Here is a 23,435-nt window from a genome sequence, read left to right on the forward strand (position 1 = left end):
CTTAACCCCCAAGTTTTGATTTATCGCGGACGGCACCCTTGTCTGCACTGGTCGCCAGGCTGGCATAAGCGCGGAGCGCGAAGGAAACCTGACGTTCACGATCAACAGGTGTCCAGGCTTTATCGCCACGGGCTTCCTGTGCTTCACGACGGGCAGCCAGTTCACTCTCGCTCAGCTGCAGCTGAATGCCGCGGCTCGGGATATCAATCGCAATAATATCGCCATCTTCAATCAGGCCGATATTGCCGCCACTGGCCGCCTCCGGGGAAACGTGACCGATGGACAAACCGGACGTGCCGCCGGAGAAACGGCCATCGGTGATCAAAGCACAGGCTTTGCCCAGCCCCATTGATTTCAGGAAGCTGGTTGGATAGAGCATCTCTTGCATCCCCGGGCCACCTTTAGGGCCTTCGTAGCGGATCACCACCACATCGCCAGCAACTACTTTGCCGCCAAGAATAGCTTCAACTGCCGCATCCTGGCTTTCGTACACCTTTGCCGGCCCAGTAAATGTCAGGTTGCTGTCGTCAACGCCAGCGGTTTTTACGATACAGCCGTTTTCAGCAAAGTTGCCGTACAGCACGGCCAGGCCACCATCTTTGCTGTAAGCATGCTCCAGCGAACGGATGCAACCTTCGGCGCGATCGTCATCCAGGGTGTCCCAACGGCAACTCTGCGAGAATGCCTGCGTGGTACGAATACCCGCCGGACCTGCGCGGAACATGTTTTTTACCGCCTCGTCTTTGGTCAGCATCACATCGTATTGTTCCAGCGTTTGCGGCAGCGTCAGGCCCAGCACGTTCTTCACATCGCGGTTCAACAGATTTGCGCGGTCAAGCTCACCCAGAATGCCCAACACGCCACCGGCACGGTGCACATCTTCCATATGGTATTTCTGTGTGCTTGGTGCGACCTTACACAGCTGCGGCACCTTACGGGAAAGCTTGTCGATATCACTCATGGTGAAATCAATTTCAGCTTCCTGGGCCGCTGCCAGCAGGTGCAGCACGGTGTTGGTCGAGCCGCCCATGGCAATGTCCAGCGTCATGGCGTTTTCAAACGCCGCTTTGCTTGCGATATTACGCGGCAACGCACTGGCATCGTCCTGCTCGTAATAACGTTTAGTCAGTTCAACAATGCGTTTACCGGCATTGATAAACAGATCCTTGCGATCGGCATGGGTAGCGAGCAGTGAACCATTGCCCGGCTGCGAGAGGCCCAGCGCTTCGGTCAGGCAGTTCATTGAGTTGGCGGTAAACATGCCTGAACAGGAACCGCAGGTTGGACAGGCGGAACGCTCAACCTGCTCGCTCTGGTCATCAGAGACTTTCGGGTCGGCGCCCTGAATCATTGCGTCTACCAGATCAAGTTTGATGATCTGGTTGGAGAGTTTGGTTTTCCCGGCTTCCATGGGGCCGCCGGAAACGAAAATCACCGGAATGTTCAGACGCAGGGAGGCCATTAACATCCCCGGCGTGATTTTGTCGCAGTTGGAAATACACACCATTGCATCAGCGCAGTGGGCATTCACCATGTATTCAACGGAATCTGCAATCAGTTCGCGGGAGGGCAGTGAGTAAAGCATGCCGCCGTGCCCCATGGCGATACCATCATCCACAGCAATGGTATTGAACTCTTTCGCCACGCCGCCGGCAGCTTCAATCTGCTCCGCAACCAGCTTACCAAGATCGCGCAGGTGGACGTGACCCGGCACGAACTGGGTAAACGAGTTCACGACAGCAATAATCGGTTTGCCGAAATCAGCATCGGTCATCCCGGTTGCGCGCCACAGCGCGCGGGCACCCGCCATATTGCGCCCATGGGTGGTAGTGGCGGAACGGTACTTAGGCATGCTTAAACTCCCAGTCTATCCTGTAGATGGGATGGTGCGTGCCACCCCATATTTCTCTGTATACCCTGAATAATTCTGGTTGCAGGAGGGCGGCAAGCCGGTGAGTCCCAGAACCCTGCATAGGGACGAACGCGTGCAGCCAACGCACCTACAACCTGAAGTATGACGGGTATTTATTGGTTAACTTGATCCAACCAGCCCCATTTATCTTCCGTTTCACCGGTGAAGAGGCCAAAGAATGCTTGCTGAATACGTTTGGTAACCGGGCCGCATCGCCCTTCACCTACCTGAATACCATCCACGCTGCGTACCGGCGTAATCTCTGCTGCGGTACCCGACATAAAGACTTCATCAGCCAGGTACAGGGATTCGCGAGACAGCACCTGCTCACGCACTTCAATGTTCAGCTCTTTCGCCAGTTTAATGATGGCGTCACGGGTGATGCCCGGCAGTGCGGAGGAGGTAAACGGCGGTGTGAACAAAATGCCATCTTTCACTTCAAACAGGTTTTCGCCCGCGCCTTCAGAGATATAACCGTGCACATCCAGCGCAATCCCTTCCTGGTAGCCGTGGCGGCGCGCTTCGCTACCCACCAACAGTGAAGAAAGGTAGTTCCCACCGGCTTTTGCCGCCGTTGGAATGGTGTTCGGTGCAACGCGGTTCCACGAGGAAACCATGGCGTCGATCCCTTGATCCAATGCTTCAGCGCCCAGGTAAGCGCCCCACGGGAACGCAGCGATGATGACATCTGTGGTGTAACCGGCTGGCGGGTTCACGCCCATACCGACATCGCCGACAAACACTAGCGGACGGATATAAGCGCTGGTCAGATTGTTTTTACGAATTACTTCACGGCACGCTTCCATCAGCTCGTCTGTGCTTTGGGAAACCGGGAAACGATAAATTTTGGCGGAGTCCTGCAGGCGCTGCATATGTTCACGATGGCGGAAGACAACCGGACCTTTATGAGAGTCGTAGCAACGGATACCTTCAAACACAGACGTACCATAGTGCAGCGCGTGGGACATCACGTGGACTTTCGCGTCCTCCCAACGAACCATCTCGCCATTGAACCAAATGTAGTCTGCTTTTTTCGTCGTCATTGTTCTTCCTATTGCGCTTACGCGCGGATCTGTTGTGATTGTGATGATGTGGCGCGCTGTCGGATATCAACCCTGGCAACGTCGACAAGTTTGCTCAACTGGCTAAACAGTAATTCGACAGGCCGAGGGCTGGCAACGGTCAATTCAATATTTATGTGGCGCGCATCGCTGTCGGTTTCCATGTTCATGGCGCACACCTGAAAGCCACGGTGGCGCACCACACGTAATACGCGTTCTAACGTTTCCGGATTTAAGCGGGCCTCTACGGCGACCTGATGTTGCATCATGATAATTTCTCCAGCATTTGTGCATTACTGGCGCCCGGCGGCACCAACGGCCAGACATTCTCAAGCTCGTCGATTGAGACATGAAGCAAATATGGCCCCTGGCACGAAAACAGGGTGTCGAGTGCCGCTTCAACCTGGTCTTTACGGGTGATGTGCTGACCGGGGATGCCAAAGGCGCTGGCCAGCATGAGGAAATCGGGGTTATCAGTCAGGGTGGTTTCGCTATAACGCTCATTGAAAAATAACTGCTGCCACTGTCGAACCATCCCTAACCGCTGGTTATCCAGTAAAACAATCTTCAGTGGTAACTGTTTTCGTTTAACGGTGCCCAGTTCCTGAACATTCATCATGAATGAGCCGTCACCAGAAATACAGATAACGGTATCATCGGGGCGGGCAACCTGCGCGCCAACTGCCGCAGGCAAACCGAACCCCATGGTTCCCAGGCCGCTGGAAGTGATGAAATTTTCCGGGCGAGTAATGCTCAGATGCTGGGCAGCCCACATCTGATGTTGGCCGACATCCGTGGTCACCACGCTGTTTGCCGGTTTACGCTCGGAGAGCTGCTTTAATAACAGCGGTGCATAGATGGCGTCGCCAGGGTGATCGTAACGCCAGGCGTGTTCACGACGCAGGTCGGCATTGTATTGACGCCATGCGTCAATGGCCAGCGGCTGCTGCAAAGCGGGTAACAGCGCGTTTAAATCGCCCTGTAACGCAACATGCGCCTGACGCAATTTACTCATTTCAGCCGGGTCGATATCCAGATGGATGACTTTAGCGTGCGGAGCGAAAGTGTTTAGTTTGCCGGTTACACGATCGTCAAAACGCGCGCCAACTGCGACCAGTAAGTCGCACTCCTGCACCGCAAAGTTCGCCGCTTTTGTGCCATGCATACCCAGCATACCGAGGTAATAAGCGTATTCCGTTTCTACCGCGCCCAACCCTTTCAGCGTGCAGGCCACCGGCATTTGGGTCACCGTGAGGAACTCACGCAACGCTGGAACAGCCTGCGCCAGGCCAACACCACCGCCGACATATAGCATCGGTTTTTTAGCATGAGAGAGCATCAGGCGAGCCTGTACTACCTGCTCCTGTGGAAAAGAGACATCATCGTCAACGGTGGAAAAATAGGGCTCCAGATCGCCAACGGCGAGCTGGATGTCTTTCGGAATATCAACCAGTACAGGGCCGGGGCGACCGGAACTGGCAATATGGAAGGCTTCAGCCATCACCCGGGGTAACTCTTCCAGCGACTCCACCAGGAAGCTGTGCTTCGTACAAGCCAGTGATAATCCCAGCACGTCAACTTCCTGAAATGCATCGGTGCCAATAAACGGCGCGGCAACCTGACCGGTAATTGCGACGACCGGAACGGAGTCTAACAACGCATCGGCAAGCCCGGTGATGAGGTTGGTGGCACCGGGGCCAGAAGTGGCAATACAGACACCCGTTTTACCCGTTGAACGGGCATAGCCAATGGCAGCCATTGCCGCGCCCTGCTCGTGCCGGCACAGTAGGTGTTCCACGCCGCCGTCATACAGAGCATCATAAACCGGCATAATTGCGCCACCCGGATAACCGAAAACCGTATCCACTTTTTGTGCCCGCAACGCATGTACAACCCACTGTGCCCCATTCATAGTTAGTTCCCCGCCGGATATCGGGAGAAACAGAATTTTATGCTACAACTCATTGTCTGCTCCTCGTTTATATTTTTAGGTCATAAAAAAACCCCCGGACCTTTCGGTGCGGGGGTCTTAGTTCGTTAAGGCTTGTTTTTTAAGCCTTTCCTCGTCCAAGTGCAGCCCCGCACGGTGGGATAATAATCACCACCACGCTAATCACGACCAGGCTAATCACTCGTAGAAGGGCTTTCATTTGTGTTCGTTCTTGCTTCATGTTCGAAGGAATACCTAAAGAGGTATCACAGATTTGCGACAAGACACAAGAAATATTTATGACAAACGCTACGCCCTGCCAGGACGGCTGTTGAAAAACCTTTGATTTACATCACAAAAAATCACAGTGAAAAAATTTCATTTATTCTTCAATCACACCAGGGATTGCCTCTCTTCATGACAATTTTAGGACCGCTATTCCAGCCCGGAGCAAATTCGCATGATTTACATCGAAAAGTCAGAAAGCATCACATGCTTTTTACCAAAAGGCAGAGAAAAAGCAAAATCAGGCGGCGATAATGCGACAAAAGGAGAGACTATGGCATTATCGGTTATTTACACACGCGCGGCGCTTGGCGTCGCGGCACCACTCGTGACGGTGGAAGTCCATATCAGCAACGGGCTCCCCGGGCTGACGATTGTTGGCCTGCCAGAAGCTACTGTTAAAGAAGCACGTGACCGGGTCCGCAGCGCCATCATCAACAGCGGTTATGATTTTCCGGCAAAACGCATCACCATCAACCTCGCGCCGGCAGATCTTCCAAAGGAGGGCGGTCGTTACGATTTGCCCATCGCTATTGCGCTTCTCGCTGCGTCTGAGCAACTTAAAACGCCCCAGTTAAGCGATTATGAGTTTGTTGGAGAACTGGCGCTTACAGGCGCATTACGCGGAGTCCCCGGGGCTATCTCCTGTGTCATGGAAGCGGTTAAAGCGAAAAGAAAAATTATCCTCGCCCAGGAGAACGAATCCGAAGCCAGCCTGGCTCAGACATGCGATTGCCTGATTGCCAGCCATTTGCAACAAGTCTGCGCTTTTCTGGAAGAAAAGCATACGTTACCGCCCCCCACGCCATATCACAGTGCTCAGGAAGCATATAGTGAAGATATAAGTGATGTGATCGGGCAGGAACAAGGAAAGCGTGCGCTGGAAATCACAGCCGCTGGTGGGCACAATTTGCTGCTTATTGGCCCTCCCGGAACGGGGAAAACAATGCTGGCGAGCCGTCTGGGTGGACTGTTGCCCATACTCAGTAACCAGGAGGCGCTGGAGAGCGCCGCAGTGATGAGTGTGGTTAATACCTCTGCTATTACGCGTAACTGGCGCCGCCGCCCTTTTCGGGCACCTCACCACAGCGCATCACTAACAGCAATGGTGGGGGGAGGGGCAATGCCCGGTCCGGGTGAAATATCGTTAGCGCATAACGGCGTGTTATTTCTTGATGAATTACCGGAATTTGAAAGACGGGTGCTGGATGCACTGCGTGAGCCTATCGAGTCAGGGCAAATACACATTTCAAGAACCAGGGCCAAGGTCACATATCCTGCACGCTTTCAATTGATCGCCGCCATGAATCCCAGCCCAACCGGGCACTATCAGGGTAACCATAACCGTTGTACACCGGAACAAACGCTACGCTATCTGGGAAGGCTTTCCGGGCCGTTTCTCGATCGCTTTGACCTCTCCCTTGAGATCCCTTTGCCTGTCGCTGGGATAATGAGCCAGGCCCAAGTTCGGGGAGAAAGTAGTGAGGTAGTACGCGCCCGCGTTATTGCGGCACAGACGCAGCAATTTGAACGGCAGAAGAAACTGAACGCGCGGCTGGAAGGAAATGAAACCCGCCAGTTTTGCGCACTGACGAAAGAGGATGGAGGCTGGCTAGAAGAGACACTAATACGTCTGGGCCTTTCTATCAGGGCATGGCAGCGTCTGCTTAAGGTAGCCAGAACCATCGCCGATCTTGAGCAACAAGAGAGGATACAGCGTGTACATTTACAAGAAGCGCTAAGCTACCGGGCTATCGACAGGTTACTCATTCATCTGCAAAAAATGCTGACATAAAAAAAGGGGCCGTAGCCCCTTTTTTCAATCTTCGGAATCCGTGTAGTCTTCCGCGCCTTCTGTCTGAGGTTTACCGCCAGACAAAGTATGAAAACGCTTCGGACGTTTGATACGTGCCATATACTTGATCCAGACACGTTCTGCTTCAGTGCTGGGTTCACGCTCTCCACGGCAAACTGCGATAAATTGAGTTTCCTCTTCGGTCATCGGTTCGCGCTTACCGAGCTCCAGCTCGTTAAAAGCATAACCATGACGCTCAAGCAGTTGAGCCTCTTTGATGGTGAAATCACCGTGGCGAGAGAACCCGCGTGGATAATTTTTATTGTCGAAAAAACGATTCGTCGTCGTAAAGCTTTCCGCCATCCTGCACGCTCCTAATTCTTTGGCCGAGCTATTTATGGCGCGGAGTATTAGTTACGCTTGACAGAGTGTAAAACAAAACATTTAAATCATTACGACAAATTTTTTTGTGGAGAAAGCCGTGGATACGGAATTATTAAAAACTTTCCTGGAAGTAAGCAGGACGCGTCACTTTGGGCGTGCAGCCGAGGCCCTTTATCTGACGCAATCTGCGGTGAGTTTTCGTATTCGGCAGTTGGAGAACCAGCTCGGGGTTAATCTTTTTACACGTCATCGTAATAACATCCGCCTCACTGCTGCCGGAGAGAAGCTCCTGCCCTATGCAGAAACATTAATGAGCACATGGCAGGCAGCGAGAAAAGAGGTCGCCCATACTTCGCGACACCACCAATTTTCTATTGGCGCGAGTGCATCGCTGTGGGAATGCATGCTTAGCGACTGGTTGAGTCGGCTATACGATCTGGAAGCCAACCTGCAGTTTGAAGCGCGAATTGCGCAACGGCAGTCGCTGGTTAAGCAATTACATGAACGCCAGTTAGATCTGCTGATCACCACAGAAACACCGAAGATGGACGAGTTTAGCAGCCAGTTGCTGGGCCATTTCACGCTGGCACTGTATTGCGCCGCACCTGAAAAGAATAAATCCGAACTCAATTATCTTCGTCTTGAATGGGGTCCGGATTTTCAGCAGCATGAAGCAGAATTGATTGCCAGTGATGATGTTCCGACATTAACGACCAGTTCTGCTGAGGTTGCACATCAGCAATTACCGCAATTGAATGGCTGTACATGGTTGCCCGTTACGTGGGCAGCGCAAAAGGAGGGATTGCATCCGGTTGCAGATGCAGCAACGCTTTCCCGCCCACTTTATGCAATCTGGCTGCAAAACAGTGATAAACAGAACCAGATCAAAGACCTGTTAAAGATCAAAGTAATTGACTGAATCTGTGTTAAGGGTGCTGCTGCAAGGCATCCTGCTTTACAAAGATGAAAAAAAGCAAAAAAAAATCCTTAGCAGTAACTGCTAAGGATTGTTTCTGGCAGGGGCGGAGAGACTCGAACTCCCAACACCCGGTTTTGGAGACCGGTGCTCTACCAATTGAACTACGCCCCTAAATAGGGTGGCGGAACGGACGGGACTCGAACCCGCGACCCCCTGCGTGACAGGCAGGTATTCTAACCGACTGAACTACCGCTCCACCGAATTTTTCTACTGCCACCGGTTTGTTGCCCCGGTTTACTGCTAAATTTGATGCCTGGCAGTTCCCTACTCTCGCATGGGGAGACCCCACACTACCATCGGCGCTACGGCGTTTCACTTCTGAGTTCGGCATGGGGTCAGGTGGGACCACCGCGCTAGTGCCGCCAGGCAAATTCTGTCATCAACACACCTTCCGGTCTGTCAATCTAATCTGTATCAGCTGAAAATCATCTCTCATCCGCCAAAACATCTTCGGCGTTGTAAGGTTAAGCCTCACGGTTCATTAGTACCGGTTAGCTCAACGCATCGCTGCGCTTACACACCCGGCCTATCAACGTCGTCGTCTTCAACGTTCCTTCAGGAGACTTAAAGTCTCAGGGAGAACTCATCTCGGGGCAAGTTTCGTGCTTAGATGCTTTCAGCACTTATCTCTTCCGCATTTAGCTACCGGGCAGTGCCATTGGCATGACAACCCGAACACCAGTGATGCGTCCACTCCGGTCCTCTCGTACTAGGAGCAGCCCCCCTCAATTCTCCAGCGCCCACGGCAGATAGGGACCGAACTGTCTCACGACGTTCTAAACCCAGCTCGCGTACCACTTTAAATGGCGAACAGCCATACCCTTGGGACCTACTTCAGCCCCAGGATGTGATGAGCCGACATCGAGGTGCCAAACACCGCCGTCGATATGAACTCTTGGGCGGTATCAGCCTGTTATCCCCGGAGTACCTTTTATCCGTTGAGCGATGGCCCTTCCATTCAGAACCACCGGATCACTATGACCTGCTTTCGCACCTGCTCGAGCCGTCACTCTCGCAGTCAAGCCAGCTTATGCCATTGCACTAACCTCCTGATGTCCGACCAGGATTAGCTGACCTTCGTGCTCCTCCGTTACGCTTTAGGAGGAGACCGCCCCAGTCAAACTACCCACCAGACACTGTCCGCAACCCGGTTTACGGGTCCACGTTAGAACATCAAACATTAAAGGGTGGTATTTCAAGGTTGGCTCCACGCAGACTGGCGTCCACGCTTCAAAGCCTCCCACCTATCCTACACATCAAGGCTCAATGTTCAGTGTCAAGCTATAGTAAAGGTTCACGGGGTCTTTCCGTCTTGCCGCGGGTACACTGCATCTTCACAGCGAGTTCAATTTCACTGAGTCTCGGGTGGAGACAGCCTGGCCATCATTACGCCATTCGTGCAGGTCGGAACTTACCCGACAAGGAATTTCGCTACCTTAGGACCGTTATAGTTACGGCCGCCGTTTACCGGGGCTTCGATCAAGAGCTTCTCCTTACGGATAACCCCATCAATTAACCTTCCGGCACCGGGCAGGCGTCACACCGTATACGTCCACTTTCGTGTTTGCACAGTGCTGTGTTTTTAATAAACAGTTGCAGCCAGCTGGTATCTTCGACTGGTTTCAGCTCCGTGAGCAAGTCACTTCACCTACGCACCAGCGTGCCTTCTCCCGAAGTTACGGCACCATTTTGCCTAGTTCCTTCACCCGAGTTCTCTCAAGCGCCTTGGTATTCTCTACCTGACCACCTGTGTCGGTTTGGGGTACGATTTGATGTTACCTGATGCTTAGAGGCTTTTCCTGGAAGCAGGGCATTTGTTGCTTCAGCACCGTAGTGCCTCGTCATCACGCCTCAGTGTTAAAGTGAACCGGATTTACCTGGAACACACACCTACACGCTTAAACCGGGACAACCGTCGCCCGGCCAACATAGCCTTCTCCGTCCCCCCTTCGCAGTAACACCAAGTACAGGAATATTAACCTGTTTCCCATCGACTACGCCTTTCGGCCTCGCCTTAGGGGTCGACTCACCCTGCCCCGATTAACGTTGGACAGGAACCCTTGGTCTTCCGGCGAGCGGGCTTTTCACCCGCTTTATCGTTACTTATGTCAGCATTCGCACTTCTGATACCTCCAGCATGCCTCACAGCACACCTTCGCAGGCTTACAGAACGCTCCCCTACCCAACAACACATAGTGTCGCTGCCGCAGCTTCGGTGCATGGTTTAGCCCCGTTACATCTTCCGCGCAGGCCGACTCGACCAGTGAGCTATTACGCTTTCTTTAAATGATGGCTGCTTCTAAGCCAACATCCTGGCTGTCTGGGCCTTCCCACATCGTTTCCCACTTAACCATGACTTTGGGACCTTAGCTGGCGGTCTGGGTTGTTTCCCTCTTCACGACGGACGTTAGCACCCGCCGTGTGTCTCCCGTGATAACATTCTCCGGTATTCGTAGTTTGCATCGGGTTGGTAAGCCGGGATGGCCCCCTAGCCGAAACAGTGCTCTACCCCCGGAGATGAATTCACGAGGCGCTACCTAAATAGCTTTCGGGGAGAACCAGCTATCTCCCGGTTTGATTGGCCTTTCACCCCCAGCCACAAGTCATCCGCTAATTTTTCAACATTAGTCGGTTCGGTCCTCCAGTTAGTGTTACCCAACCTTCAACCTGCCCATGGCTAGATCACCGGGTTTCGGGTCTATACCCTGCAACTTAACGCCCAGTTAAGACTCGGTTTCCCTTCGGCTCCCCTATTCGGTTAACCTTGCTACAGAATATAAGTCGCTGACCCATTATACAAAAGGTACGCAGTCACCCCATAAAGAGGCTCCCACTGCTTGTACGTACACGGTTTCAGGTTCTTTTTCACTCCCCTCGCCGGGGTTCTTTTCGCCTTTCCCTCACGGTACTGGTTCACTATCGGTCAGTCAGGAGTATTTAGCCTTGGAGGATGGTCCCCCCATATTCAGACAGGATACCACGTGTCCCGCCCTACTCTTCGAGCTCACAGCCTGTGTGCTTTTGTGTACGGGGCTGTCACCCTGTATCGCGCGACTTTCCAGACGCTTCCACTAACACACATGCTGATTCAGACTCTGGGCTGCTCCCCGTTCGCTCGCCGCTACTGGGGGAATCTCGGTTGATTTCTTTTCCTCGGGGTACTTAGATGTTTCAGTTCCCCCGGTTCGCCTCATTAACCTATGGATTCAGTTAATGATAGTGTGACGAGTCACACTGGGTTTCCCCATTCGGACATCGCCGGTTATAACGGTTCATATCACCTTACCGGCGCTTTTCGCAGATTAGCACGTCCTTCATCGCCTCTGACTGCCAGGGCATCCACCGTGTACGCTTAGTCGCTTAACCTCACAACCCGAAGATGTTTCGTAAAACATCATCAGTTGCGAAAATTTGAGAGACTCACAGAACAGTTCGCACTGTTCAGTGTTTCAATTTTCAGCTTGATCCAGATTTTTAAAGAGCAAAACTTCGCAGCACACACAGAATGTGTACTCTGAAGTTTTCTTGTTTCAGACAGTAAAGATGGTGGAGCTATGCGGGATCGAACCGCAGACCTCCTGCGTGCAAAGCAGGCGCTCTCCCAGCTGAGCTATAGCCCCATCGTAGTTAATCTCGTTTACCCGTAATTTTTCCTGAGACAAGGCGTGAAATGGCGAAACATACTGACGTATGTGAGTCATTTTGCAACGCAGTATTCAGGGAAAATTTGGTAGGCCTGAGTGGACTTGAACCACCGACCTCACCCTTATCAGGGGTGCGCTCTAACCACCTGAGCTACAAGCCTGCAGAGATTTTTACTGCCCGTTTTTCATCAGACAATCTGTGTGAGCACTACAAAGGCAGGTTCTTTAAGGTAAGGAGGTGATCCAACCGCAGGTTCCCCTACGGTTACCTTGTTACGACTTCACCCCAGTCATGAATCACAAAGTGGTAAGCGCCCTCCCGAAGGTTAAGCTACCTACTTCTTTTGCAACCCACTCCCATGGTGTGACGGGCGGTGTGTACAAGGCCCGGGAACGTATTCACCGTAGCATTCTGATCTACGATTACTAGCGATTCCGACTTCATGGAGTCGAGTTGCAGACTCCAATCCGGACTACGACGCACTTTATGAGGTCCGCTTGCTCTCGCGAGGTCGCTTCTCTTTGTATGCGCCATTGTAGCACGTGTGTAGCCCTGGTCGTAAGGGCCATGATGACTTGACGTCATCCCCACCTTCCTCCAGTTTATCACTGGCAGTCTCCTTTGAGTTCCCGGCCGGACCGCTGGCAACAAAGGATAAGGGTTGCGCTCGTTGCGGGACTTAACCCAACATTTCACAACACGAGCTGACGACAGCCATGCAGCACCTGTCTCACAGTTCCCGAAGGCACCACTCCATCTCTGGAATGTTCTGTGGATGTCAAGACCAGGTAAGGTTCTTCGCGTTGCATCGAATTAAACCACATGCTCCACCGCTTGTGCGGGCCCCCGTCAATTCATTTGAGTTTTAACCTTGCGGCCGTACTCCCCAGGCGGTCGATTTAACGCGTTAGCTCCGGAAGCCACGCCTCAAGGGCACAACCTCCAAATCGACATCGTTTACGGCGTGGACTACCAGGGTATCTAATCCTGTTTGCTCCCCACGCTTTCGCACCTGAGCGTCAGTCTTCGTCCAGGAGGCCGCCTTCGCCACCGGTATTCCTCCAGATCTCTACGCATTTCACCGCTACACCTGGAATTCTACCTCCCTCTACGAGACTCTAGCCTGCCAGTTTCGAATGCAGTTCCCAGGTTGAGCCCGGGGATTTCACATCCGACTTGACAGACCGCCTGCGTGCGCTTTACGCCCAGTAATTCCGATTAACGCTTGCACCCTCCGTATTACCGCGGCTGCTGGCACGGAGTTAGCCGGTGCTTCTTCTGCGGGTAACGTCAATGAATAAGGTTATTAACCTTACTCCCTTCCTCCCCGCTGAAAGTACTTTACAACCCGAAGGCCTTCTTCATACACGCGGCATGGCTGCATCAGGCTTGCGCCCATTGTGCAATATTCCCCACTGCTGCCTCCCGTAGGAGTCTGGACCGTGTCTCAGTTCCAGTGTGGCTGGTCATCCTCTCAGACCAGCTAGGGATCGTCGCCTAGGTGAGCCGTTACCCCACCTACTAGCTAATCCCATCTGGGCACATCTGATGGCAAGAGGCCCGAAGGTCCCCCTCTTTGGTCTTGCGACGTTATGCGGTATTAGCTACCGTTTCCAGTAGTTATCCCCCTCCATCAGGCAGTTTCCCAGACATTACTCACCCGTCCGCCACTCGTCACCCGAGAGCAAGCTCTCTGTGCTACCGTTCGACTTGCATGTGTTAGGCCTGCCGCCAGCGTTCAATCTGAGCCATGATCAAACTCTTCAATTTAAAAGTTTGATGCTCATCGAATTAAACTTCGTAATGAATTACGTGTTCACTCGTGAGACTTGGTATTCATTTAGCGTCCGGAGACGTTAAGAATCCATGTCACTTTGAGTGCCCACACAGATTGTCTGATAAATTGTTAAAGAGCAGTGCCGCTGTGTTTTCGCTGCGGCGCGGGGTGTGCATATTACGCTTTCCCGCTGTGAAGTCAACTGAATATTTTCAGATTTCTTCACCTGACAGGCCGGTGTGTTTGCCGTTGTGCCGTGTCAGTGGAGGCGCATTATAGGGAGTTAATTCCGGCTGACAACCCCTAATTTAAAAAAAGTTATCAACCGTCTCTTTTTTGTGCAAACCAACCCTAAAGCGCCAGTTTTTCGAGCGATTTAAAGCCGTAGCGCTGCAAAACGGGCAATAATTGTGCAGTCTCCGGGGTTAACGCCATACAGTACGCAATATTATCGTCCGTCGATTTGGCATCCGGCGCTTCATGCTCAAGCAACCAGGCGGTACGGCGAGCGATAGCTGCTCCCGAATCCACCAGCCGGGTTCCTTCTGGTAACACCTGCATCAACTCTTCCTGCAATAACGGGAAGTGCGTACACCCCAGCACCACCGTGTCTGGCGGCTCACTCATACGCAACCAGGGACGCAGGATACGACGCAACTCCTCCAGCGGTACAGGCTCACCATGCAGTTTCCCCTCAGCCAGCACCACTAGCTCTGCCGAACCCAACATCTCAATGCGGCACGTATTCGCAAAGCGTGAGATCAGCTCGTGAGTGTAAGGGCGTTTTACCGTTCCACGGGTCGCCAGCAGCCCTACTACACCGTTTGCCGTTAAGCGCGCAGCAGGTTTGATGGCCGGAACCACACCCACAACCGGGAAAGTGAATTTCTCGCGCAGCGCGGGCAAAGAGACGGTACTCGCGGTATTGCAGGCGATTACTGCAAGCGCCAGGGGATATTGTGCCTGTACGGCGGTAACGATTTCGACAACGCGCTCCACGATAAACGCTTCACTTTTTTCCCCATAAGGAAACGCGACATTGTCAAAAACATAGATGAAATGCAGATCCGGCAGGAGATGCCGGATCTCATCATAAACGGATAGCCCACCGACGCCGGAGTCAAACACCAGGACGGTGGGACGTGCGTCAGAAGGTGTAGCTGCCAGACAAGGTATATTCTCGTCCTGCAGTGCGATAGCCATAAACTGTCTCGTAATCTTTATCGAACAGGTTAGCTATTTTACCACGAACTGTGAGGTTTGAGGTCACAGGATATGAAGCAGAGAGATCAACCAGGCTGTAAGACGACATACGGCGCTGCGTGTCCGCAAACTGGTTGGTATTGTTATTGTAGCTCTTACCGAAGTATTGCCACGCGGCATCCATATCCAGTCCGAACATTGTCCAGTCCAGTTGATATTTGAATTGCTGACGTGAGCGGTGAGCCAGCACTTCATTGTCACTGTCGCGGCGCGGATCAAGATAACCCAGCGTAATACGATGGCTGATCACTCCTGTGTCAAAGCTACCTGTTAACTCAACGCCTTTGATGGTCGCAGATTGAATATTGTAATAGCTGCCAAGGAAGGTATCTTCATCGTAGTAGTAATCGATCAGGTTCTTGATTTTGTTTTGATAAGCAGACAGACGCCAGTTAACCGGCCCGGTCAGACCTTCCAGTCCAACTTCAACCTGACGGGATTTCTCGGCACTCAAGTCCGGGTTAGCAACAATAAAAAGACGCTCCTGCCCGTAAAGTTGCCCCAAAGTCGGTGCCTGGAAACCGGTACCATAAGAAACCGTAATACGATAATCCGGCACAAATTCCCAGCCTGCCGCTGCCTGCCAGGTGCCATTCCAGCCAAACTGATCGTTATCATCGCCACGGACAGAACCTTCAAGCGTTACGCTATCGAGCTGCTGTTGCGTCGTCAAATAATAGCCGGTGTTATCCCGTTTATATTTGTTACTGTAATAGTTATCTGCTGAGGTCAGTTTCTGCTGCTGCCAGTCGATACCTGCGCTGACTGTGCCCGCGCCCAGCGCCAGGCTGTTACCCCATTGCAGGTTGCGTTGGGTCATATCATCCAGCGAGGTGCCGTCGTTATACAGTCCTAACGTGCCCGCATAGTTATAGTCTTTATAGCGCTGATAACTGCCGGTCAGTTGAGAGGAGAAGATCTCGCCGCTGTAAGTCAGCCCGGTTTCATAGGTGTGGTTATAGACCTGGCGCTCATCACCGCCATCGGTATAGCCCGCATCATAGCCCGTTTTGTTGCTGTAGCCGTAGCCACGCACAAACCCCGAAATTTCCTGACTGAACTGATGATTCAGGCCTGCCCAGAAGGTTTTATTGCGAAAACCGTCGCGATCGCTATCCACAGAGTAAGTCGATTGTGGGCGAATGTTATAGCCGCGCGTATCGCTGAAGGAGCCAGCAACGGTTGCCAGAGTATCCTCGCCCAGTTTCTGGCGAACTGTCGCATCATATTTCTGGTAGTGATTAGAACCGATGCCAGCCTCGATTTTTCCACCTGGCGTCGCGTTCTGGGTGATGATGTTGATCACACCGCCAATGGCATCTGCGCCATACACGGCAGAACGTGGCCCTCGGATCATCTCGATTCGTTCAATGAGTGATACGGGGATCTGGCTGAAGTCGGCGATACCGGTAATACCGGACTTCGCCAGCGGAATACCATCGATCAATACCAGCGTGTGGCGCGCTTCTGCGCCACGGATATAGATATAGCTTGTTTGCCCCATGCCACCGTTTTCCGCCACATCGACACCCGGCAAACGGCGCATCACATCCGTTAACGTTCGGGCCTGCCAGCGATCGATATCTTCACGCGTCACGACTTCCGTCGGTGCCAGTACCGTATTGACAGGTTGTTGAAAACGGTTTGCTGTCACCACCAGGTTGTCTGAACTGCTATCTTGCGCCCAGCCGGAAAAAGCTGTGACGGAGAGCGCCGTCAACAGCGAAGCTTTTTTAATCATTGTGAGAGCATCCACAAAGTAAAAGGATGCCGCAGGCTCCATCAATAGCACGCGATGATGTGAACCAAATGCGACGTATTCCGGCAGGTCTTCGGGCTTGGGGGTATTACGAGACGGCGACTTCCCACCATTGGCAGTGTCTGCTTGCGCGACCATCTCACCTTATCCTTACCGCTGCGCGTCAGCCCCAGATTCACACTGGGTTCCCTTTTAACTCACAGGACCGGAACAGGGATGCTACATTCTGTTACATATGGATGTCCAGACTGCTAAGCGGGTATTTAGAAAACATCCGGTACTGGACATCCCGTGAGCAACCCCTACAATCCCCGCGTTATTCTTAATCTCTCAGGAAACATCATGACTCCCGAACACCTGCCGACAGAACAATACGAAGCCCAACTGGCCGAAAAAGTCGTGCGTCTGCAATCAATGATGACGCCCTTTTCCGCGCCACTGCCGGAGGTGTTCCGCTCACCGGTTAGCCACTACCGCATGCGCGCTGAGTTCCGCATCTGGCATGACGGTGACGACCTTTATCACATCATTTTTGATCAACAGACGAAATCACGGATCCGCGTGGACAGCTTCCCCGCTGCCAGCGAACTGATTAACCAGTTAATGACCGTGATGCTGGAAGCCGTGCGTAAGAATAAAGTACTGCGCCATAAACTGTTCCAGATTGATTACCTGAGTACCGTCAGTAACCAGGCTATCGTCAGTCTGCTGTATCACAAGAAACTGGATGAGGAATGGCGGGCAGAAGCGACCCGTTTGCGGGATGCTCTGCGTGCGCAAAACCTGAACGTGCAGCTGATTGGCCGGGCCACTAAAACCAAAATCGAACTCGACAGAGATTATGTCGACGAGCGACTACCGGTCGGCGGAAGAGAGATGATTTACCGCCAGGTAGAAAACAGCTTCACACAGCCGAACGCGGCTATGAATATTCAGATGCTGGAATGGGCGCTGGACGTGACCCGCGGTTCTACCGGCGATCTGCTGGAATTATACTGCGGCAACGGGAATTTCTCGCTGGCACTGGCGCGTAATTTCAACCGTGTGCTGGCCACCGAGATTGCTAAACCGTCAGTCGCTGCGGCCCAGTACAATATTGCGGCGAATCATATTGATAATGTGCAGATTATCCGCATGGCGGCTGAAGAATTTACACAAGCGATGAATGGCGTGCGGGCGTTTAACCGTCTGCAGGGTATCGATTTGAAAAGCTACCAGTGTGAGACTATTTTCGTCGATCCACCGCGTAGCGGGCTGGATGCAGAAACCGAGAAAATGGTGCAGGCCTACCCGCGTATCCTCTATATTTCCTGCAACCCCGAAACGCTGTGTAAGAACCTGGAAACGCTGAGCCAGACACATAACATCTCGCGTCTGGCCCTGTTTGATCAGTTTCCCTACACACATCATATGGAATGCGGTGTGCTGCTTACCCGCAAATAAGACTCCACGCTGTTCCCCTCAACGCATGAGGGGAAAGCCTCATTCAGAGGCTTCGTCGTGTTTACGGTTGCGCAGACGAAAGCCGATCCAGAATACGAGGATCACTGACAGTACCGCAGGCAGGAAGTTGGAGCCAATCGCCGGATACTCTGCGCGTACAACGGTGCTGTACAGCAGCACGCCAAGGATAAAGCAGGCGGCGGCAAGGCCCGGCAAGCCAACAGGCATAGTGCGGTTTTGATAACGCTGATGCAGGCAGTAAACCGTCAGCACCAGCGAGATAATCGGAAAAACAGAAAACGGTACAATGGAGCTAAAAATGGCGGCAAACGTTCCATTGATCGACAAGCCAGCGAGTAGCGCCAGCAGCAACGTACCTTTATCTTGACCTGACTGTTTCATTACTCATCCTTTACTCATCAATTTGATGCGCTATTTTTTCTTGCTCGCGGCGATACCAGTAATATGCGCCTTTGGAAATCATCCGCAGTTGCAGCACCAGTCGCTCTTCTAATTGCCGGCGTTGTTCAGCACCGACATCTAACGCTTCTGCGCCAGCGCTGAACACAATAGTCACCATCGCTTCAGCCTGTGCTTCAGTGAAAGCGCGCGGCATGTGGTTTTCGAGTTCGAGATAGTCGGCAAGTTCCGCAATAAAATGCTGGATCTCGCGCGCAACCGCCGCACGAAAAGCGGAAGACGTACCGGAGCGCTCTCGCAGCAGAAGCCTGAATGCGTTGGGGTTATTACCGATAAACTCCATAAATGTAGACACGGAGGTACGGATCACGCTACCCCCTTTGGCGATTCGCTGGCGCGCCTGGCGCATCAGCTGGCGGAGCATTAACCCGCTTTCATCCACCATCGTCAGGCCAAGTTCATCTACATCGCGAAAATGCCGGTAAAATGACGTCGGTGCGATCCCCGCCTCGCGGGCAACCTCGCGCAGACTCAGACTGGCAAAGCTACGCTCAGCACTCAGTTGGCTAAATGCGGCTTCTACCAGCGAACGCCGGGTTTTTTCTTTTTGCTGCGCTCTTACACCCATCACGATGTTTGAATCCTTCCAAAGGCCAGCTGGCACTATACCAGAGAATAAATCTAATCCGATTGTACTGGATTGTGACTGATTGTTTACGCGCTGTTTCTTCTCTTACGCTTGAAAAAAGCACAACGATAATTGGGTTATCAGGGCAATGATGTTACTATTATGTTGTTTTTATGTATAAGAACAGGTAAGCCTTACCATGCCACATTCCTACGATTATGATGCAATAGTAATAGGCTCCGGTCCCGGCGGCGAAGGCGCTGCTATGGGCCTGGTTAAAAACGGAGCACGGGTAGCGGTGATAGAACGCTACCATAACGTCGGCGGCGGCTGTACGCACTGGGGCACCATACCATCCAAAGCGTTGCGCCACGCAGTCAGCCGTATTATTGAGTTCAATCAGAACCCCCTCTACAGCGACCACTCCCGCCTTCTTCGTTCTTCTTTCGCCGATATCCTGAACCATGCTGAAAGCGTAATAAATCAGCAAACGCGCATGCGTCAGGGCTTTTATGAGCGCAACCGCTGTGAAATTTTAGAAGGTAGCGCGCATTTTATTGATGACCACACACTGGCGCTGGAGTGTCACGACGGTACCGTCGAAACCCTCACCGCCGAAAAATTTGTTATTGCCTGCGGCTCGCGCCCTTACCACCCTACTGATGTCGATTTTAACCACCCACGGGTGTACGACAGCGACTCGATTCTGGATATGCACCATGAACCCCGTCATGTGATCATTTATGGCGCGGGGGTGATCGGTTGCGAATATGCTTCGATCTTCCGCGGAATGAACGTCAAAGTGGATCTGATTAACACACGGGATCGTCTGCTGGCGTTTCTCGATCAGGAGATGTCAGATTCGCTCTCGTATCACTTCTGGAACAGCGGCGTCGTGATCCGTCATAACGAAGAGTACGAGCGCATAGAACCGCTGGACGATGGTGTGATCATGCATCTTAAGTCTGGTAAGAAGCTGAAAGCAGACTGTTTACTCTATGCAAACGGGCGTACCGGCAACACCGACAGTCTGCAACTGGGCAATATTGGCCTGGAAGCGGACGGTCGCGGCCAGTTGAAGGTCAACAGCATGTACCAGACTGCATTGCCGCATGTGTATGCAGTCGGTGATGTGATCGGTTACCCAAGCCTGGCATCAGCGGCTTACGATCAAGGACGCATTGCCGCACAGGCAATGATCAAAGGTGAAGCAACCGCACATCTGATTGAAGATATTCCGACTGGCATCTATACCATTCCGGAAATCAGCTCAGTGGGCAAAACCGAGCAACAGCTTACTGCCATGAAAGTGCCGTATGAGGTGGGTCGCGCGCAGTTTAAGCACCTGGCGCGGGCGCAAATTGTCGGTATGAATGTGGGTACGTTGAAGATCCTGTTCCATCGCGAAACCAAAGAGATTTTGGGTATTCACTGCTTTGGCGAGCGCGCGGCCGAAATTATTCATATCGGCCAGGCCATCATGGAACAGAAAGGCGGTGGTAACACCATTGAGTACTTCGTTAACACCACCTTTAACTACCCGACAATGGCAGAAGCTTACCGGGTAGCGGCGCTAAACGGTTTAAACCGCCTGTTTTAACGCACTATCAAAATGGCCATCCATCGAACTACGGATGGCCTCTGCCAACTGCTCATAGCGGCTGCGCAGCGGTGATCCCGGGCGGTAAACAAGCCCAACGGTACGTTTCGGCTCGGGCTTAATGCACGGCAGATAAACCACGCCATCGCGTTTGCGCTCACGCGGCACGGCCAACGAAGGCAACAGCGTGATGCCACTCCCGGCAGCGACCATATTACGCAGCGTTTCCAGACTGGTTGCGCGGAAGTGGGTATCTTCATCGGCGCCTGCTTCAAAACAGAAACCCATCGCCTGATCGCGCAGGCAGTGCCCATCCTCCAGCATCAGCAGTTTTTCACCCGCCAGATCGGCCATCGGCACGCAATCGCGGTTCGCCCAGGGATGGTCTTCATAAATCGCCAGCATCATCGGTTCATCGAACAGCGGAACTTCGATAAAAGCTTCACTCTCCTTCACCAGCGCCAGAATGGCGCAATCAAGCTTACCGCTGTCCAGCTGTGCCAGTAGCTGGTGCGTCTGAGCTTCATGCAGATACATTTCCAGTTTCGGGAAAGTCTGGTGCAACATCGGAATAATTTGCGGCAACAGATAAGGCCCAACGGTGGGGATCAGACCAATATGCAGCGGGCCGGACATGGTTTCCCCCTGCTGGCTTGCCATTTCCTTCAGCACTTTGACCTCGCGCAGTACAGTGCGCGCCTGATCCACCAGCAGCAACCCCGCCTGGGTAAACAGCACTTTGCGGCTGGTGCGTTCCAGCAGCATCACGCCAAGTTCATCTTCCAGTTTACGGATCTGCCCACTCAGCGTCGGTTGGCTGACATGGCAGGAATCGGCTGCCCGGCGAAAATGGCGGTGTTCAGCTAACGCCACCAGGTATTCAAGATCACGAATATTCATTATTCATCCTCCGTCGCCACGATAGTTCATGGCGATAGATAGCATAGCAACGAACGATTATCCCTATCAAGCATTCTGTTTAATAATTGACTCCAGAAACGAAGCGGAACGTCAACTGACCCTTGATAAGACTGCTTACCCTCAAGTTTCTCTGAACAACTAAAGCCAACGTGAACTTTTGCGGACCCCGTGTCCGCTTTTTTTTTGCATAAAAAAGCCCGGCACAGGCCAGGCTCTCTTTCGATAAAGGCGGGTTACACCAGCCGCGTCTTCGCATCGGCAATTGCCTGCGCCACCTGCACCGGCGACACGCCGCCTTTTGCTGCACGTTTATCAAGGCAGGATTGCAATGACAGAATCGGATACACATCATCACCGATCACCGCGCTGAATTGCTGCAGGTCGGCAAGTGCCAACGCTTCCAGCGGTTTTCCCTGACGGATGGCTTCGACCACCGCTTCACCCACAATATGGTGCGCTTCACGGAACGGCACGCCTTTCGCGACCAGGTAGTCCGCCAGTTCCGTCGCGTTTGCATAGCCCTGTTGCGCCGCTTCCTGGCAACGTGGGCGTTTCACCTGAATTCCATCCAGCACCAGCGCCGCCATATGCAGGCAGTCGAGCCAGGTATCCAGCGCGTCGAACAGCCCTTCTTTGTCTTCCTGCATATCTTTGTTGTAGGCCAGCGGCAGACCTTTCAGCGTCATCATCATGCCGGTCAGCGCCCCCTGAACACGGCCGCATTTTCCGCGGATCAGCTCCAGCGCATCCGGGTTTTTCTTCTGCGGCATTAATGATGAGCCAGAGGTGACACGGTCAGACAACTCAACGAAGCCCGCTTCACCGGAGTTAAAGAAAATCAGATCTTCAGCGAAACGCGACAGATGCACCATACCAATCGAAGCATCCGACAGCAGTTCCAGCACATGATCACGATCGGAAACGCTGTCCAGACTGTTGCGCGTTGCCGAAGCAAAGCCCAGCCAGCCCGCCAGTTGCTCACGATCGATCTCGTAAGCGGTTCCTGCCAGCGCGCCGCAGCCCAACGGGCTTACATCCAGGCGCTTTAACGTGTCCTGCAGGCGGCTTTCATCACGGGCTAACATTTCTACGTAAGCTAACGCCCAGTGTGCAAACGTCACCGGTTGGGCACGCTGCAGATGGGTATAACCGGGCATGACGGCATCCTGATTATTTTCCGCCGTCACCACCAGCGCATTTTGCAACTGGCGGTTGGCAATCAGCAGTTCGCTTACGGTGTCTTTACACCATAACTTAAGATCGGTAGCGACCTGATCGTTACGGCTGCGCCCGGTATGCAATTTTTTACCCAGTTGCCCCACTTTGGCGATCAGTTTGCCTTCTACCCAGCTGTGGATGTCTTCTGCATCACTTTCGAGGATCTGTTGCGGATTGGCCTGTACTTCTTCCAGCAAAACGTGCAACGCTTCTTCCAGTTGCTGTTGTTCAGCCTGCGTTAACACGCCCACCGTCACCAGCGCTTTAGACCAGGCCACAGAGCCAACGATATCCTGCTCCGCCAGGCGGTAATCAAAGCGCAAAGAGTCGTTGAACTGTTTGAACCGTTGATCTGCAGCCTGAGTAAAACGCCCGCCCCAAAGTGCCATAATATGCTTCCTTAATTTCTTGAGTT

At 52.8% G+C, this 23,435-nt stretch carries 16 protein-coding genes, 4 tRNA genes, 3 rRNA genes and 1 riboswitch; of the genes, 4 read left to right on the top strand and 19 right to left on the bottom strand.

The window, feature by feature from the left end; genetic code table 11:
* Position 1: 1 nt before the first annotated feature.
* The 5 genes from ilvD to ilvL all read right to left on the bottom strand — a co-directional run bounded on the left by ilvD (position 2) and on the right by ilvL (position 5,123).
* Entirely contained in the window at positions 2-1,852 is a 1,851-nt protein-coding gene (ilvD, locus tag ACUY4S_RS22435) for a dihydroxy-acid dehydratase (protein WP_458023193.1), read from the bottom strand.
* A 173-nt stretch (positions 1,853-2,025) separates the two neighbouring features.
* Complete coding sequence (gene ilvE / locus ACUY4S_RS22440; RefSeq protein WP_312692975.1) at positions 2,026-2,955, bottom strand: branched-chain-amino-acid transaminase; 930 nt, start codon at positions 2,953-2,955, stop codon at positions 2,026-2,028.
* Positions 2,956-2,972: 17 nt separating this feature from the next.
* Positions 2,973-3,242, bottom strand: a complete 270-nt coding sequence (ilvM, locus tag ACUY4S_RS22445) for an acetolactate synthase 2 small subunit (RefSeq protein ID WP_312692977.1) — start codon at positions 3,240-3,242, stop codon at positions 2,973-2,975.
* Positions 3,239-4,885, bottom strand: coding sequence for an acetolactate synthase 2 catalytic subunit (ilvG, locus tag ACUY4S_RS22450; RefSeq protein WP_312692979.1), 1,647 nt, complete (start codon positions 4,883-4,885; stop codon positions 3,239-3,241). The genes ilvM and ilvG overlap by 4 nt, the downstream gene beginning before the upstream one ends.
* Positions 4,886-5,024: 139 nt before the next feature.
* Positions 5,025-5,123 (bottom strand): ilv operon leader peptide, encoded by a 99-nt coding sequence (gene ilvL / locus ACUY4S_RS22455; RefSeq protein WP_015966468.1) that lies wholly within the window; start codon positions 5,121-5,123, stop codon positions 5,025-5,027.
* A 339-nt stretch (positions 5,124-5,462) separates the two neighbouring features.
* Between ilvL and ACUY4S_RS22460 the strand changes: the two genes are divergently transcribed.
* Positions 5,463-6,983, top strand: a complete 1,521-nt coding sequence (locus tag ACUY4S_RS22460; protein ID WP_312692984.1) for a YifB family Mg chelatase-like AAA ATPase — start codon at positions 5,463-5,465, stop codon at positions 6,981-6,983.
* A 24-nt stretch (positions 6,984-7,007) separates the two neighbouring features.
* Here the strand turns inward: ACUY4S_RS22460 and ACUY4S_RS22465 are convergent, their stop codons facing one another.
* Positions 7,008-7,346 carry a MaoP family protein gene (locus ACUY4S_RS22465; protein WP_312692986.1) on the bottom strand — a complete coding sequence of 113 codons (339 nt, stop codon included), beginning with the start codon at positions 7,344-7,346 and terminating at the stop codon, positions 7,008-7,010.
* 106 nt (positions 7,347-7,452) lie between these two features.
* Here ACUY4S_RS22465 and hdfR point away from each other — a divergent pair, with 106 nt between their 5' ends.
* Positions 7,453-8,286: an HTH-type transcriptional regulator HdfR gene (gene hdfR / locus ACUY4S_RS22470; protein WP_312692988.1), complete on the top strand. Its 834-nt coding sequence runs from the start codon at positions 7,453-7,455 to the stop codon at positions 8,284-8,286.
* A 95-nt stretch (positions 8,287-8,381) separates the two neighbouring features.
* On the opposite strand, the gene ACUY4S_RS22475 is transcribed toward hdfR, so the two are convergent.
* From ACUY4S_RS22475 to btuB, 9 genes are all read right to left on the bottom strand, one after another.
* Positions 8,382-8,457: transfer RNA gene (locus ACUY4S_RS22475), tRNA-Trp, on the bottom strand.
* Between the two features lie 8 nt (positions 8,458-8,465).
* Positions 8,466-8,542: transfer RNA gene (locus tag ACUY4S_RS22480), tRNA-Asp, on the bottom strand.
* A gap of 55 nt (positions 8,543-8,597) precedes the next feature.
* Positions 8,598-8,713 (bottom strand): 5S ribosomal RNA (rrf, locus tag ACUY4S_RS22485).
* 93 nt (positions 8,714-8,806) lie between these two features.
* Positions 8,807-11,712: ribosomal RNA gene (locus ACUY4S_RS22490) — 23S ribosomal RNA — on the bottom strand.
* 178 nt (positions 11,713-11,890) lie between these two features.
* Positions 11,891-11,966, bottom strand: a tRNA-Ala gene (locus tag ACUY4S_RS22495).
* A 108-nt stretch (positions 11,967-12,074) separates the two neighbouring features.
* Positions 12,075-12,151, bottom strand: a tRNA-Ile gene (locus tag ACUY4S_RS22500).
* 70 nt (positions 12,152-12,221) lie between these two features.
* Positions 12,222-13,761 (bottom strand): 16S ribosomal RNA (locus tag ACUY4S_RS22505).
* The 16S, 23S and 5S rRNA genes sit together here with 4 tRNA genes alongside, the layout of an rRNA operon.
* A gap of 358 nt (positions 13,762-14,119) precedes the next feature.
* Positions 14,120-14,971: a glutamate racemase gene (murI, locus tag ACUY4S_RS22510; protein ID WP_312691564.1), complete on the bottom strand. Its 852-nt coding sequence runs from the start codon at positions 14,969-14,971 to the stop codon at positions 14,120-14,122.
* Positions 14,916-16,772, bottom strand: a complete 1,857-nt coding sequence (btuB, locus tag ACUY4S_RS22515; protein WP_458022963.1) for a TonB-dependent vitamin B12 receptor BtuB — start codon at positions 16,770-16,772, stop codon at positions 14,916-14,918. The genes murI and btuB overlap by 56 nt, the downstream gene beginning before the upstream one ends.
* Before the next feature lie 65 nt (positions 16,773-16,837).
* Positions 16,838-17,015, bottom strand: a riboswitch (cobalamin riboswitch).
* Between the two features lie 117 nt (positions 17,016-17,132).
* On the opposite strand from btuB, the gene trmA reads away from it, so the two are divergent.
* Positions 17,133-18,233 carry a tRNA (uridine(54)-C5)-methyltransferase TrmA gene (trmA, locus tag ACUY4S_RS22520; RefSeq protein WP_312691562.1) on the top strand — a complete coding sequence of 367 codons (1,101 nt, stop codon included), beginning with the start codon at positions 17,133-17,135 and terminating at the stop codon, positions 18,231-18,233.
* 39 nt (positions 18,234-18,272) lie between these two features.
* On the opposite strand, the gene ACUY4S_RS22525 is transcribed toward trmA, so the two are convergent.
* Entirely contained in the window at positions 18,273-18,635 is a 363-nt protein-coding gene (locus ACUY4S_RS22525) for a YijD family membrane protein (RefSeq protein ID WP_312691561.1), read from the bottom strand.
* Positions 18,636-18,645: 10 nt separating this feature from the next.
* Positions 18,646-19,284 (bottom strand): HTH-type transcriptional repressor FabR, encoded by a 639-nt coding sequence (gene fabR / locus ACUY4S_RS22530; RefSeq protein ID WP_312691560.1) that lies wholly within the window; start codon positions 19,282-19,284, stop codon positions 18,646-18,648.
* 196 nt (positions 19,285-19,480) lie between these two features.
* Here fabR and sthA point away from each other — a divergent pair, with 196 nt between their 5' ends.
* Complete coding sequence (gene sthA / locus ACUY4S_RS22535) at positions 19,481-20,881, top strand: Si-specific NAD(P)(+) transhydrogenase (protein ID WP_312691559.1); 1,401 nt, start codon at positions 19,481-19,483, stop codon at positions 20,879-20,881.
* On the opposite strand, the gene oxyR is transcribed toward sthA, so the two are convergent.
* Together oxyR and argH are read right to left on the bottom strand one after the other, a co-directional pair.
* Positions 20,864-21,781, bottom strand: coding sequence for a DNA-binding transcriptional regulator OxyR (gene oxyR / locus ACUY4S_RS22540; protein WP_312691558.1), 918 nt, complete (start codon positions 21,779-21,781; stop codon positions 20,864-20,866). The two genes, sthA and oxyR, sit on opposite strands and share 18 nt — an antisense overlap.
* A gap of 254 nt (positions 21,782-22,035) precedes the next feature.
* A complete protein-coding gene (gene argH, locus ACUY4S_RS22545) occupies positions 22,036-23,409 on the bottom strand; it encodes an argininosuccinate lyase (protein ID WP_312691557.1) in 1,374 nt (457 codons plus the stop codon).
* Positions 23,410-23,435 lie beyond the last annotated feature (26 nt).

The sequence above is a fragment of the Kosakonia beeri genome, from assembly GCF_054165705.1.

Coding starts and splice junctions, on each gene's coding strand:
- ACUY4S_RS22525 (WP_312691561.1), bottom strand. CDS start 18,635: ATGAAACAGTCAGGTCAAGATAAAGGTACGTTGCTGCTGGCGCTACTC.
- murI (WP_312691564.1), bottom strand. CDS start 14,971: ATGGCTATCGCACTGCAGGACGAGAATATACCTTGTCTGGCAGCTACA.
- oxyR (WP_312691558.1), bottom strand. CDS start 21,781: ATGAATATTCGTGATCTTGAATACCTGGTGGCGTTAGCTGAACACCGC.
- ilvM (WP_312692977.1), bottom strand. CDS start 3,242: ATGATGCAACATCAGGTCGCCGTAGAGGCCCGCTTAAATCCGGAAACG.
- trmA (WP_312691562.1), top strand. CDS start 17,133: ATGACTCCCGAACACCTGCCGACAGAACAATACGAAGCCCAACTGGCC.
- ilvD (WP_458023193.1), bottom strand. CDS start 1,852: ATGCCTAAGTACCGTTCCGCCACTACCACCCATGGGCGCAATATGGCG.
- argH (WP_312691557.1), bottom strand. CDS start 23,409: ATGGCACTTTGGGGCGGGCGTTTTACTCAGGCTGCAGATCAACGGTTC.
- ilvL (WP_015966468.1), bottom strand. CDS start 5,123: ATGAAAGCCCTTCTACGAGTGATTAGCCTGGTCGTGATTAGCGTGGTG.
- sthA (WP_312691559.1), top strand. CDS start 19,481: ATGCCACATTCCTACGATTATGATGCAATAGTAATAGGCTCCGGTCCC.
- ilvE (WP_312692975.1), bottom strand. CDS start 2,955: ATGACGACGAAAAAAGCAGACTACATTTGGTTCAATGGCGAGATGGTT.
- ACUY4S_RS22465 (WP_312692986.1), bottom strand. CDS start 7,346: ATGGCGGAAAGCTTTACGACGACGAATCGTTTTTTCGACAATAAAAAT.
- btuB (WP_458022963.1), bottom strand. CDS start 16,772: ATGATTAAAAAAGCTTCGCTGTTGACGGCGCTCTCCGTCACAGCTTTT.
- ilvG (WP_312692979.1), bottom strand. CDS start 4,885: ATGAATGGGGCACAGTGGGTTGTACATGCGTTGCGGGCACAAAAAGTG.
- ACUY4S_RS22460 (WP_312692984.1), top strand. CDS start 5,463: ATGGCATTATCGGTTATTTACACACGCGCGGCGCTTGGCGTCGCGGCA.